Origin of the sequence: Planosporangium flavigriseum, assembly GCF_011947225.1 — a bacterium.
In the GTDB taxonomy this organism is placed as follows: Bacteria; Actinomycetota; Actinomycetes; order Mycobacteriales; family Micromonosporaceae; genus Planosporangium; species Planosporangium flavigriseum.
The window spans coordinates 1-15,330 of the sequence record NZ_JAATVW010000041.1; the positions used below are offsets into that span (position 1 = coordinate 1).

General features: G+C 72.0%; 2 protein-coding genes. Both read left to right on the plus strand.

Annotated elements, in window-relative coordinates; translation table 11 throughout:
* A partial coding sequence (locus tag HC028_RS26530; RefSeq protein ID WP_168080182.1) for a non-ribosomal peptide synthetase occupies nt 1-958 on the plus strand: 958 nt, incomplete at its 5' end.
* Nucleotides 959-970: 12 nt separating this feature from the next.
* Nucleotides 971-15,330 (plus strand): non-ribosomal peptide synthase/polyketide synthase (locus HC028_RS26535; protein ID WP_168080183.1); only part of this gene is annotated, 14,360 nt, incomplete at its 3' end.

Genomic DNA, 15,330 nt, shown 5'->3' on the forward strand with positions numbered 1-15,330 from the left:
TGCGGGGCGGCGGATGATCAATTCGTATGGGCCGACGGAGTCGACGGTGGTGGCGACCTGGAGTCGGCCGCTTGAGGTCGGTGGTGGGGTGCCGCCGATCGGGGTGCCGATCCCCAACACCCGGGTGTATGTGCTTGACGACCGCCTGCGGCCGGTGCCGGTCGGGGTGGCCGGGGAGTTGTATGTGGCCGGGGTGGGGCTGGCGCGGGGGTATCTGGGCCGGTCGGGGTTGTCGGCGGAGCGGTTCGTGGCGTGTGCGTTCGGCGCGCCGGGGGAGCGGATGTATCGCACCGGGGATGTGGTGCGCTGGCGGGCCGACGGGCAGGTGGAGTTTCTGGGCCGGGCCGACGATCAGGTCAAGATCCGCGGGTTCCGGATCGAGTTGGGTGAGATCGAGGCGGTGCTGCGTAGCCATGCCAGTGTCGGCGAGGCGGTGGTGGTCGTGCGGGAGGATCAGCCCGGGGCCAAGCGTCTGGTGGCCTACCTGGTGCCGGCCGCGGACATGGTGGATGTCGGTGCGGTGCGGGCGTTGGTCGCCGGCCGCCTGCCCGGCTACATGGTGCCGGCCGCGTTCGTGACCCTCGAGGCGTTGCCGCTGAGCCCGAACGGCAAGCTCGACCGGCGCGCGCTGCCCGCCCCGGACCACAGCGGCACCGGTGCCGAAGCCGACTACGTGGCCCCGCGTACCGATACCGAGCGTGCCATCGCCGGTATCTGGGCGGAGGTCCTCGACACCGACCGGGTCGGTATTCACGACAACTTCTTCGAACTCGGCGGCGACTCGGTCCGCAGCCTGCACATCGCCTCCCGGATCAAAGCAGCCTTCGATGTCGGCCTTACGCCGCGGGAGGTCCTGGTCACGCGCACCGTCTGCGCGCTGGCGGAACTGGTCGAAGACAAGGTCCTGCGCGAACTCGAACGCGTTGCCTTCGGTGACGGCAACCGCGACGACCTCTAAAGGAGCAGCCTTATGCCGTCATCCAGGGACAGCCGTATCTCCGCGCTCCCGGCGCACCTTCAGGAGCTGCTACGGCAACGGCTCGCGGGTCAGGCCGAGCGCTCCGACGGGATCCCGCGCGCCGACCGTACCGGTCCACTGCCGCTGTCGTTCGCCCAGCAGCGCCTGTGGTTCCTCAACGAGTTCCGGCCCGGCGACGCCGAGTACAACAGCGCGTTGGGCCTGCGCCTCGTCGGCAAGCTCGACGTACCAGCGCTCGCCGGTGCCCTGCGGGCCCTGGCCAGCAGGCACGAGTCGCTGCGGACCAGTTTCGACGATGTGGACGGTAAGGGGGTGCAGGTCGTCCATCGGGCGTACGACCTGCCGCTGCGGCAGGTGGAGCGCTGCGACGGCACGGCGCTGGACCGGCTGCTGTTCGAGGAGTACTCCCAGCCCTTCGATCTCCGGCAGGGGCCGCTGATCCGGGCGCTGCTGGTACGCCTGGCCGACGACGAGCACGTCCTGCTGCTCACCGCGCACCACATCGTCACCGACGGCTGGTCGATGGGTGTCCTCGCCGAGGAGTTGAGCGCGCTGTACGGGGCGACCGTACGCGGGGAGGAGGCCACGCCGCCGGACCCGCCCCTGCAGTACGCGGACTTCGCGGTGTGGCAGCGGGACCGCCTGGCCGGCCCGGCGCTGGATGAGCACCTCGGCTACTGGAAGCGCCAGCTGGCCGGCCTGGCCCCGCTGGAACTGCCGACGGACCGGCCCCGCCCGGCGGTCCGAACCTCGAGCGGGGCGGTGTACGAGTTCACGATCCCGGACGAGGTGGCGGCCCGGCTCGGCGACCTTGCGCGCGACGGCGAGACGACGCTGTTCACCACGCTCGTCGCGGCCTGCCAGGTGCTGTTCGCCCGGTACGCCGGCCAGGACGACGTCGCCGTGGGCACCGTGGTCTCCGGCCGCAACCGGCCGGAGCTGGACCGGGTCGTCGGCTTCTTCGTCAACACCGTCGTCCTGCGCTCCACGGTGGACGAGTCGCTCTCCTTCCGGCAGCTCCTCGCGGGCGTGAGGGACACGGTGCTGGACGCGTTCGACCACGACGAGGTGCCGTTCGAGCGGATCGTGGACGAGCTCCAACCGGAGCGCGACCCCAGCCGTAACCCACTCTTCGACGTCATGGTGCTGCTGCACAACGGTCAGCGCCGGCCGCCCGCGTTCCCCGGCCTTCAGGTCGACCACATCGGCGTCGACCGGGCCGCCGCGAACTTCGACCTGACCGTGGAGTTCCAGGAGACCGACGGCGTCCTGGCCGGTGCGCTGGAGTACAACACCGACCTGTTCGATGCCGCCACGATGGACCGGTTGGCCGGACACCTGCGCGCCCTGCTGACCGCCATCGCCGCCGACCCGGACCGGCCCCTCGCGGACACGCCGCTGGTCGGCGCCGACGAGTGGCATCAGACGCTCCTGAGCTGGAACGACACCGCGCTGGACGTGCCGGCGGCGACGGTTGGGCAGGTGTTCGAGGCCCAGGTGGCGCGGACGCCGGACGCCACGGCGCTGGTGTGCGGGGACACGGCGCTGAGCTTCGCGGAGGTGAACGCACGGGCCAACCGGTTGGCCCGGTACCTGGTCGCCCGGGGCGCGGGGCCGGAGCGGGCCGTCGCGCTGGCGCTGCCGCGCTCGGCCGACATGGTCGTGGCGATCCTCGCCGTGTGGAAGGCCGGCGCGGTGTACCTGCCGGTCGATCCCGACCAGCCGGCTGACCGGGTCGAGTTCCTCCTGCGGGACGCGGCCCCGGTGTTGGTGCTCGACGAGGCGCTGCTCAACGATCCGCAGATCTTTGCGGCGCTGCCGGACGCCGACCTCACCGACGCCGACCTCACCGACGCCGACCGGACCGCGCCGCTTCGGCCGGACAACGCCGCCTACGTCATCTACACCTCCGGCTCGACCGGTACGCCCAAGGGCGTGATCGTCGAGCATCGCAGCCTGGTCAACCTGATGGTCAACCACCGCAACGACTTCGTGGCCGCGGCCGGGGGTGGGCGGCTGCGGGTGGCGTTGACGGCGGCGTTCTCGTTCGACACGTCGCTGGAAGGTCTGGTGCTGCTGGCCGACGGCCACGAGGTGCACGTCATCGACTCAGGGCTGCGGCTGGACCCGCAGGCGCTGGTCGACTACGTCGCCGAGCGCCGCATCGACTTCCTCGACCTGACCCCGTCGTACCTGCAACAGCTCATCCCGGCCGGCCTGTTGACCGACAGCAGGCACCGGCCGCGGATCCTGATGCTGGGCGGTGAGGCGCTGGGCGAGCCGCTGTGGCGTCACCTGGCGGCCGCGCCGGACACGACGGCGTACAACTTCTACGGCCCGACCGAGTGCACGGTCGACGCGTTGTCCGGCCCGGTCACCCGGGGGGCACGGCCGGCCGTCGGCCGGCCGCTGGCCAATCTGCGCGCCTACGTTCTCGACGGGTGGTTGCGGCCGGTGCCGGTCGGGGTGGCCGGTGAGCTGTACCTGGCCGGTACCCAGGTCGCCCGGGGCTACCTGCGGCGGCCGGGGCTGACGGCGGACAGGTTCGTGGCGTGCCCGTTCGGCGCGCCGGGGGAGCGGATGTACCGCACCGGTGACCTGGTCCGGTGGACCGCGGCCGGGACGCTGGAGTACCTGGGCCGCACCGACGAGCAGGTCAAGATCCGCGGCTTCCGGATCGAGCCGGGTGAGATCGAAACGGCGCTGCTGCGCCGGCCGGACGTTGCCGAGGCGGTCGTCGTGGCGCGGGCGGATGACGGCGGGCACAAGCGCCTCATCGCTTACGTCGTACCGAAGGGAGACGCTGCGCCGAGCGCCGCCGACCTGCGCGCCGGGTTGAAGCACAGCCTGCCGGAGTACATGGTGCCGTCGGCGTTCGTCGTCCTGGCCGCGCTGCCGAAGAGCACCAGCGGGAAGGTCGACCGGCGGGGGCTGCCCGCCCCCGAAGGAGTGCCCGAGTCGGAGTCGGCGTACGTGGCTCCGCGGACCGACCTGGAGCGGACCCTCGCCACCGGGTGGTCAGCGGTCCTCGGGGTGGAGCGGGTCGGGATCAACGACAACTTCTTCTCACTCGGCGGCGACTCGATCCTGAGCATCCAGGTGGTGTCCCGCGCCCGGCAGTCAGGGCTGCGGCTGACGTCCCGCGACATCTTCCAGTACCAGACGATCGCCGAGCTGGCCACCGTCGTGGCGACGGACGCCGGCGCCGCCCAGACCGCGCCCGACGCCGAGGTCGCCGGGCCGGCCCCGCTGGGCCCGATCCAGCACTGGTTCTTCACCACCCACGGCCCGTTGCGCCACTTCACCATGTCGATGCTGGTGGAGCTGGAGGCGGATGTCGACGAAGATGCGCTGCGTACGGCGGTCGACGCGGTCGTGGCCCACCACGATGCCCTGCGCCTGCGGTTCGCTGTCATCGACGGTGAATGGCGCCAGGAGCCGGTCGCGCCCGGGCCGACCCGGCTGCTCGACGTGCACAACCTGTCCATGGTGGACGAGGCAGCACAGCGGTCGGCCATCGAGGCGGCGGCGCGAGCCGCCCGAGCCGAGCTCGACCTCGGCACCGGTCCCCTGCTGCGCGCCGCCCTGTTCGTACGCGGACCGGGGCGGTCGCCGTACCTGTTCCTCACCGCCCACCACCTCGTCGTCGACGGGGTGTCCTGGCGGATCCTGCTCGGCGACCTCGAAACGGCGTACCACCGGGCCGCCGCCGGCCGTCCGGTGGAGCTGGCGCCGGCCGGCACCGGGTTCACCCGGTGGGCCCACGCGCTGACCCGGCACGTTCGGGGCGGCGGGTTCGACGACGCCCTGGCCTATTGGGAGGCCGTCTCGGAGAGCGCGGCGCCCGAACTCCCCGTCGACCGGCCGGGCGTCGCCACCGCCGGCTCCACCCGTCCGGTGACGGTACGGCTCAGCCGGGCGGAGACGGACGCGCTGCTGCACCGGGTGCCCGACGCGTACCGCACGCAGGTCAACGACGTGCTGCTCAGCGCGTTCGGCCGGGCCCTGTCGGAGTGGACCGGGCGTGATCGCGTACTGATCGCGCTGGAAGGGCACGGCCGTGAAGAGGTCCTCGAAGGTGTGGACCTGTCGCGTACCGTCGGGTGGTTCACCAGCCAGTTCCCGGTCGCCCTCACCGTGCCCGCGTCCGAGGACGGGTGGGGTGGGACCCTCAAGTCGGTCAAGGAGCAGCTTCGCGCGGTGCCGCACCGGGGCCTGAGCTACGAGGCGCTGCGCTACCTGCGCCCGGATGATTCGCTACGCGCCGACCCGGCGCCCCGGATCTGCTTCAACTACCACGGCCAGTGGGGCGGTTCGGCGACCCAGGCCGGCCTGTACTCCGACCGCGGCGACAGTGTCGACCGGAAAAGCGGTGCCGGCCAGGGACTGGGCCCGGAGATCGACCCCGACGAGCCGGCGACCTACCTGCTCGACGTCGCCGGCGTCGTCGACGCCGGCGAGCTGGAGCTGACCTGGCTCTACTCCGACCAGGTGCACGACGAGGCCACCGTCCGGCGGCTGGCCGACCGGACGCTCCAGGGGCTGCGGGAGGTCGTGGCGCACTGCGCCCGGCCCGGCACCGGGGGCCGTACCCCGTCGGACTTCCCGCTCGCCGGGCTCGACCAGGCCGGGGTGGACCGCCTCGCCGGCGACGGCCGCGACGTCGAGGACCTCTACCCGCTGACGCCGCTGCAGGCCGGGATGCTCTTCCACAGCCTGGTCGACGCCGACAGCCTGGTCGACGCCGGCTCCGGCGCGTACTTCGACCAGGCCCGGCTGTTGCTGGACGGGGTCGCGGACCCACGGGCGCTGGGCGAGGCCTGGCAGCGCGTGGTCGACCGTACGCCGGCGCTGCGCAGCAGCGTGGTCTGGGAGGGCGTGGACGAGCCGCTGCAGGTCGTACACCGGCGGGTGACCGTGCCCGTCGGGTACCACGACTGGCGCAGTCTGTCCGAAGTGGAGCACGAGGAAGAACTCCGGCGGCTCCTCGCCGAGGACCGCGCGCAAGGGCTCGACCTGCGCAGCGCCCCGCTGATGCGGCTGGCGATCGCCCGGTACACCGACGACCAGGCGCTGCTGATCTGGACCTCGCACCACATCGTGCTCGACGGCTGGAGCCTGGCCCAGGTGTTCGGCGAGGTGTGCGAGCAGTACGCGGCGATCACCACCGGCCGCCGGCCGGCGCTGGTGGCGCGCCGGCCGTTCCGGGAGTACCTGCAGTGGCTGCGCCGCCAGGACAGCGGCGAGGCCGAAGCGTACTGGCGGCGCCTGCTGGCCGGATTCGACGAGCCGACGCCCCTGCCGTACGACCGGCAGCCCCTCGAAGCCCACCGCACCGAGTCCGGCGACCTGGTCCGGACAGCGTTGACCGTGGCCGAGTCGGCGCGGCTGCGCGAGGTCGCCCAGCGTCACGGGCTGACCGTCAACACGATCGTGCAGGGCGCGTGGGCGCTGCTGCTGTCGCGGTACAGCGGCGAACCGGACGTCGTCTTCGGTACTACCGTCTCCGGCCGCCCGGCCGAGCTTCCCGGGGTCGAGTCGATGGTCGGGATGTTCATCAACACCGTGCCGACGCGGGTACGGGTCGACCGTGCCGAGCACGTCGTGCCGTGGCTGCGCCGGCTGCAGGCCGAGCAGAGCGAGTCGCGCCGGTACGACTTCGTCTCCCTCGCGCAGCTGCAGGGCTGGAGCGACATCCCAGGTGGGGCGAGCCTGTTCGACAGCATGGTGGTGTTCGAGAACTACCCGTTCGACGGCGCCACCGCCGCCGAGGCGGGCCTGCGGATCCGCGACGTCCAGGCCCTCGACACCACGAACTTCCCGCTCGGCCTGCGCGCCCACCTGTCCAACCGGCTCGGCTTCGACCTCGCGTACGACCCGAAGCTGTTCGACGCCGGCACGCCGGCGATGATGGCCGAACGGCTGCGGACGCTGCTCACCGCGATCGCCGCCGACCCGGACCGGCCGCTGTCCCGCCTGCCGTGGATGTCGGCGGAGGAGCGCCACCGGGTACTGGTCGAGTGGAACCCGAACGGCCGGGAGACGTCCGAGCGCACCCTCGTCGACCTGTTCGCCGACCAGGCCGCCCGTAGCCCCGAGGCGGTCGCGGTGACGTACGGGGACGCCGGCCTCTCGTACGCGGACCTGAACGCCCGCGCCAACCGCCTGGCACATCGGCTGATCGAGGCGGGCGCCGGGCCGGAGCGGTTCGTGGCCCTCGCGCTGCCGCGCTCGCTCGACATGGTCGTCGCCATCGTGGCCGTCGGAAAGACCGGCGCCGCGTACCTTCCGCTGGACCCGGACTATCCGGCCGAGCGGATCGCGCACGTCCTCGGCGACGCCGACCCGGTCGTGCTGCTGACGACCGGCCAGGTCCACCTGTCCACCATGGCCAACGCTGTGCCCCGGCTGGTGCTGGACGATCCCGACACCCAGGCCTACCTCGCGACCGCCCCGGCGACCGATCCGTCGGTCAACCTCGTTCCCGACAACCCGGCGTACGCCATCTACACGTCGGGCTCCACCGGGAAGCCGAAGGGGGTGGTGATCTCCCACCGCAACGTGGTGCGCCTCTTCTCCGCGACGAAGGACTGGTTCACCTTCGATAACGACGACGTCTGGACGCTGTTCCACTCGTACGCCTTCGACTTCTCCGTCTGGGAGATCTGGGGCGCGCTGCTGCACGGCGGCCGCCTGGTCGTGGTGCCGCACGCGGTGACCCGCTCGCCGGAAGACTTCCTGCGGCTGCTGGCCGCCGAGCGGGTGACCGTGCTCAACCAGACTCCGTCGGCGTTCTACCAGCTCATGCGGGCCGACCAGGAGAACGGTTCGGAGCTGGCTCTCCGGTACGTCATCTTCGGTGGCGAGGCGCTGGACCTGTGGCGGCTGGCCGACTGGTACGACCGGCACCCCGACACCGCGCCCGTGCTGGTGAACATGTACGGGATCACCGAGACCACCGTGCACGTGTCGTACGTGGCCCTCGACCGGCCGGCGGCCGCCGAGGCGCCGGGCAGCGTCATCGGCGCGGCGATTCCGGACCTACGGGTGTACGTCCTGGACCGGGAGCTGAACCCGGTGCCGCCCGGCGTGCCCGGCGAGATGTACGTCGCCGGTGCCGGCCTCGCCCGCGGTTACCTGCGCCGCCCCGGCCTGACCGCGCAGCGGTTCGTCGCCGACCCGTTCGGTGCGCCGGGCACCCGGATGTACCGCACCGGCGACCTGGCCCGCCTGCGCGCCGACGGCGCGCTGGAGTACCTCGGCCGCGCCGACCACCAGGTCAAGATCCGCGGTTTCCGCATCGAGCTGGGCGAGGTCGAGGCCGAGTTGTCGAAGCACCCGGCGGTCGCCGAGGTGGCCGTGGTCGCGCGGGAGGACCAGCCCGGCCTCAAGCGCCTCGTGGCGTACGTCGTACCGGCCGGCGACCTGGCGCCCGCGGACCTGCGCTCGTCCCTGGACCGGACCCTGCCGGACTACATGGTGCCGTCGGCGTTCGTCGCGCTCGACGCGATCCCGTTGAACGCCAACGGAAAGCTCGACCGCCGGGCGCTGCCGGCGCCCGAGTGGGGCGGGGCCGGCCGGGCGGACTTCGTCGAACCGCGTACCGACGCCGAGCGCGCCGTGGCGGGGATCTGGGCCGAGGTCCTGGGCGCCGAGCGGATCGGCGCGCACACCAACTTCTTCGACCTCGGCGGCGACTCGATCCTGAGCATCCGGGTGGCGTCCCGGCTGCGGGCGGCCTTCGGCGTGGACGTGTCCCCGCGCGCCGTGTTCACCCACCCCACCGTCGAGGCGCTCGCGGCGAGCATCGCCGGGACGCCGGTCGATACACCACCCGTCATCCCGGTCGCACCGCGAGACCGCGAGCTGCCGCTGTCGTTCGCCCAGCAACGGCTGTGGTTCCTCGACGAGTTCGAGCCCGACACGAGCGAGTACCTCACCTACAGCGGGCTGCGCCTGCGTGGCGGCCTGAACGTCGCCGCGCTGCGCCAGGCCGTCACCGCCCTGGTCGCCCGGCACGAGTCGCTGCGCACCACCTTCGACGCGAGCGACGGCCGTGGCGTACAGCGGATCCACCCGCCGCAGGAGGTGCCGCTGCCGGTCCTCGACCTGTCCGACCTTCCCGAGGACATCGGCGAGGCCGAACTGCAGCGGATCCTCGCCGCCGAGAGCACCCGCCCGTTCGACCTCCGCACCGGCCCGCTCCTGCGGCCGTGCCTGGTGCGCCTGGCCGCCGACGAGCACGTCCTGAGCCTGGCGCTGCACCACATCGTCACGGACGGCTGGTCGATGGGCGTGCTACTCGACGAGCTGAGCACCCTGTACGCCGTGGCCGTGCGCGACGAGGCGCCAGACCTGCCGGCCCTGCCGCACCAGTACGCCGACTTCGCGGCCTGGCAGCGTCACGCCCTCGCCGGGGCGGCGTTCGACGAGCACCTCGACTACTGGCGCCGCCAGCTCGACCGAGTCGCGCCGCTGGAACTGCCCACGGACCGGCCGCGGCCCGCCGTACAGACCAAGAACGGCGCGCTGCTGCGGTTCGAGGTGCCCGCCGACGTGACCGCCCGCCTGCGGGCCCTGGGCCGCCGGTACGACGGCACCCTGTTCACGACGCTCCTCGCCGCCTGCCAGGTGCTGCTGTACCGGTGGTCCGGCCAGGACGACATCGCCGTCGGCACGGTCGTATCCGGCCGTGAGCGCGCCGAATGGGAGCGCGTGATCGGCGTCTTCGTCAACACGCTGGTGCTGCGTTCCCAGGTGGACGGAGCGCGCACCTTCACCGACTTCCTGCGTGACGTGCGCTCGACCGTACTGGAGGCCTTCGCCCACCAGGAGGTGCCGTTCGAGCGGGTGGTCGACGAACTCCAGCCGGCGCGGGACACCAGCCGGAACCCGCTGTTCCAGGCCATGGTGGTGCTGCAGAACCTCCGTAACCGGGTTCCGGACCTACCCGGCCTGACCGCCGACGAGGTCGCCCCGCCGGTCGTGACCTCGAGCTTCGACCTGAGCGTCGACTTCCATGAGGAGGACGACCACCTCACCGGACTGCTGGAGTACAACACCGACCTGTTCGACGCGGCCACGATGCGGCGGATGGCCGGCCACCTGCTGGTGCTGCTGGACGCCGTAGCCGGTGACCCGGATCGGCCGATCGCCGACCTTCCGCTGATGACCGACGCCGAGCGCTCCCGGGTTCTCGTCGAATGGAACGACACCGACCTCGACGTGCCGGCGGCCACGTTCCCGGAGGTGTTCGAGCAGCAGGCGCGGCGCACACCGGACGAGACCGCTCTTGTCTGCCGGGACACCGCGCTCGACTACGCCGAGCTGGACGCGCGCGCCAACCGGTTGGCGCACCACCTGATCGGCCTGGGCATCGGGCCGGAACGGGTGGTGGCGCTCGCCCTGCCGAGGTCGGCCGAGATGGTCGTGGCGATCCTCGCCGTCGGAAAGGCGGGCGGGGTGTACCTGCCGATCGACCGGGACCTGCCCGCGGAACGGATCGGTTTCCTGCTGCGCGACGCCGCTGTCACCGTGTGCGTGACCACCCGCGACAGCGGGAACGTCGCCGCGGCGGCCGGCGAGGTGGCCCGGCTGCTCCTGGACGACCCGGACACGCAGGCCCTCATCGCGACGTGTCCGGCGACCGACCCCACCGACGCCGACCGGATCGCCCCGCTACGGGCCGACAACGCCGCCTACATCATCTACACCTCCGGGTCGACGGGGCAGCCGAAGGGCGTGGTCGTCTCGCACCGCAACCTGACGAACCTGCTGTTCAGTCACTTGCACGGTTACCTGGCCGATATCGGTGACCGGCGCCTGCGCGCCGCGCTGACGGCCGTCTTCTCCTTCGACACGTCGTGGGAAGGGCCGCTGCTGATGGCGGCCGGCCACGAACTGCACGTGATCGATGACGAGGTACGCCTCGACCCGCACGACCTGGTCGAGTACATCGCGCAGCGGCGGATCGACTACGTCGACGTGACGCCGTCCTACCTCGCGCAGCTCCTCCCGGCCGGGCTGCTGCGCGATGATCGACACCGGCCGCTGATACTCATGCTCGGCGGTGAGGCGCTCGGCGAGTCGCTGTGGCGGGAACTGGCGGCGGTCGAGGACAGCAGGAGCTACAACCTGTACGGCCCGACGGAGTGCACGGTCGACGCGCTGCAGAGCCGGGTGACCGCTGGAACCGGACCGATCGTCGGGCGACCGCTGCCCAACCTGCGCGCGTACGTCCTCGACGACCGGCTGCGGCCGCTGCCGGTCGGCGTCCCCGGCGAGCTGCACCTGGCCGGCGCCCAGGTGGCACGCGGCTACCTCGGCCGCGCGGGCCTGACCGCCCAACGTTTCGTGGCCGACCCGTTCGGCGAACCAGGCACGCGCATGTACCGCACCGGCGATCGGGCGCGCTGGACCGCCGAGGGCGTGCTGGAGTACCTCGGCCGGGTCGACGAGCAGATCAAGATCCGTGGGCTGCGCATCGAGCCCGGCGAGATCGAGGCGGCGCTGCTGCGCCATCCCGACATCGCCGAAGCCGTCGTGGTCGCCCGCGACGAGACCGGACACCCGCGGTTGGTCGGGTACCTGGTACCCGTGGCAGGACAGGCGCCCGCGGCGTCGCAACTGCGGTCCTGGCTCAAGAGCACCCTGCCGGAGTACATGGTCCCGTCGGTGTTCGTGGTCCTCGACGAGCTGCCGAAGAGCACGAGCGGGAAGGTGGACCGGCGGGCGCTGCCCGCGCCGGGGGTCGAACCGGAGACGGAGCAGGCGTACGTGGCCCCGAGCACGGCCATCGAGCGGGAGCTGGCCCGGGTCTGGGCCGACGTCCTGGGCGTGGAGCGGGTCGGCGTCCACGACAACTTCTTCGCCCTCGGCGGCGACTCAATCCTGAGCATCCAGGTGGTGTCCCGCGCCCGCCAGGCCGGGCTGCGGCTGACCTCCAAGGACATCTTCGTCTACCAGTCCATCGCGGAACTCGCCACGAGCGTCGACATGGAACCGGTATCCCAGCCGGTCGGTCCGGAACCGTGGACGGGTCCGGCGCCGCTCACCCCGATCCAGCGATGGTTCCTCGACGACAGTGCAATCAATCCAGCGCACTTCACCATGACGATGCTGGTGGAGCTGGTCGAGGACGTCGACGAGGACGCGCTGCGCCGCGCGGTGGACGCGCTGGTGGACCACCACGACGCGCTGCGGATGCGGTTCTCGCGAGTGGACGGCCCGTGGCAGCAGGACAGTGTTCCCGATTCTGCGCCCGTGTTCAGCCAGCACGACCTGCCCAATGTGGAAGAAATGACCCGGCTCGACGCCATGGAACGCGCCGCGATAGCCGCCCAGACCGGCCTGGACATCGCCGACGGCCCGCTACTCGCGGCCGTGCTGTTCACGTTCGGCCCCGGCCGGCGCCCCCGGCTACTCCTCACCGTCCACCACCTGGTGATCGACGGGGTCTCCTGGCGCATCCTGCTCGACGACTTGGAGACCGGGTACCGCCAGGCTGCCGCCGGCGAACCGGTGCGGCTCGGGGGCAAGACCAGTGGGTACGCCAACTGGGCGCGCCGGCTGGCCGAGCATGCCCGGTCCGGCGGGTTCGACGGCGACGTGGACTACTGGGCCAACCTGTCGGTAAGCGCCCCGACGTGCCTGCCGGTCGACCGCCCCGGCGCCAACACCGCCGGCTCCACCCGTACCGTCTCGATACGCCTCAGCCGCGACGACACCGACGCGCTGCTGCGCACCGTTCCCGACGTCTACCGCACCCAGGTCAACGACGTCCTGCTCAGCGCGCTGGGCCGGGCGCTGGCCCGGTGGACCGGGCACGACCGGGTTCTCATCGGCGTCGAGGGACACGGCCGTGAGGACATCCTGGAAGGGGTGGACCTGTCCCGTACGGTCGGCTGGTTCACCGCTGAGTTCCCGCTCAGCCTCACGGTATCGCCGACGGCCGACTGGGGTGCGGTCCTCAAGTCCGTCAAGGAGCAGCTTCGCGCGGTGCCGCACCGGGGCGTGAGCTACGGCGCGCTGCGCTATCTCAGCGAGGCGAGCCAGCTGACGGGTCAGCCCGCGCCGCAGATCAGCTTCAACTTCCACGGCCAGTTGGGCAGCGGCGCCAACGGCAGCGGCGCCGGTGAACGCGGCCTCTACCGCGCCTGGCTGCCCGGCATCGGGCAGGACATCGACCCCGCCAGCCCGCGCACCTACCTGCTGGACGTCACCGGAGTGGTCGCCGACGGCGAGCTGGAGCTGGGCTGGACCTACTCCGCCGAGGTGCACGACGAGGCGACCGTGGCGCGGGTGGCCGGCGAGGCCCTCGAGAACCTGCGCGAGATCATCGCGCACTGCGCGCTGCCGGACGCCGGCGGACGCACCCCGTCCGACTTCCCGCTCGCCGGCCTCGACCAGGAGCAGGTCGACCGGGTCGTCGGAGACGGCCGCGACGTCTCCGACGTCTACCCGCTGACGCCGCTGCAGGCCGGGATGCTGTTCCACGGCCTGGTCGACGCGCACGGCGCCTACTTCGACCAAATCTCGCTGACGTTGTCGGGCGTCTCCGACCCACGGGCCATGGGCGAAGCCTGGCAGCGCGTGGTGGACCGGACGCCCGCGCTGCGCACCCGAATCGTGTGGAACGGCGTGCCCGAGCCCCTACAGGTGGTGCAGCGCCGGGCCGCCCTGCCCATCACCCACCACGACTGGCGCACCCTGTCCGGAGAGGGCATCGAGCGGGCGCTGAAGCGGGTACTGGAGGACGACCGCGCCGCCGGCATGGACCTGACCCGGGCCCCGCTGATGCGGCTGACCATCGCCCGGCTGCCCGACGACGAAGCCCTGGTGATCTGGACCTCGCACCACATCGTGCTGGACGGCTGGAGCGCCGGTCAGGTGTTCACCGAGGCGTGCGAGCACTACCTGGCGAGCGTGCACGGGCGTCGGCCCGACATGGCGGCCCGCCGGCCGTTCCGGGACTACCTGCAGTGGCTGCGCCGGCAGGACCGCGATGAGGCGCAGAGCTACTGGCAACGGTCGCTCGCCGGGTTCGACTCGCCGACCCCGCTGCCGCACGACCGGCAGCCGGTGCTGGCCCACGGCACCGAAACGAGCCAGTCGGTGCGCATCGAGGTCCCGGCGCCGGAGTCCGCCAGGCTGCACACGGTGGCGCGGCAGCGCGGGCTGACGATCAATACGATCATTCAGGGCGCGTGGGCGCTGCTGCTGTCGCGCTACAGCGGCGAGCGGGACGTGGTCTTCGGCACGACGGTGTCCGGCCGGCCCGCCGAACTGCCGGGCGTGGAGTCGATGGTCGGCATGTTCATCAACACCCTGCCGACCCGAGTGCGGATCGACGGCGCGCAGCGACTCGTACCGTGGCTGCGCGCGCTCCAGGCCGACCAGAGCGAGGCGCGGCGGTTCGACTTCGTGTCACTGGCCCAACTCCAGTCGTGGAGCGCGGTGCCCGGCGGGGTCAACCTGTTCGACAGCGTCGTCGTGTTCGAGAACTACCCGATCGACGACTCGGCTGTCACCGGAGAGGACCTGCGCGTACGGGACGTCCGGGCGGTCGACACCACCAACTTCGCCGTGAGCCTGTGCGCCTACCTCGCCGACCGGCTGCACTTCGCGCTGGCGTTCGACCCGCGGCTGTTCGACGCCGCGACGGTCGAGCGACTGGCCCGCCACCTGGTGGTGCTGCTGACGGAGATCGTCGAGAACCCCGACCGCGCGGTACTGGACCTGCCGCTGCTGACGCCAGTCGAGCGGGATCGGGTGGTGGTGGAGTGGAACGACACCGATTGCGAGGTCCCGATCGGTTCCGTTCCGGCGCTGTTCGCCGCGCAGGCCGCGCGCACTCCGGAGGCGCCTGCTGTGGTCTGCGGTGGTGTTGAGGTGAGCTATGCGGAGTTGGGCGCGCGCGCCAACCGCCTCGCGCACCGGCTGATCGGGCTGGGCGTACGCGCCGAGCAGGTGGTCGGACTGTTGATGAATCGCTCGGCGGATCTGGCAGTGGCCGAGCTGGCGATCCTCCAGGCGGGCGGCGTCTACCTGCCGCTGGACGTGCATGCGCCGGTCGACCGGCTGCGGCTGATTCGCACCGAAGCCCGGGCGACGGTGTTGGTGACCGATCGGGCGTGGGAGTCGACGGCGCGTGCCGTCCACGACGGACCGATCGTCGTGGTGGACGCATCCTCGGATGCAGAGCCGGCCGACGCGCCGGCCGTCTCCGTGGATCCGGACAACCTCGCCTACGTCATGTACACGTCGGGGTCGACCGGGGTACCCAAGGGCGTCGCGGTGCGGCACCGGGACATCGCGGGGTTGGCGTTCGATCGGCGGTTCGCCGGCGGTGC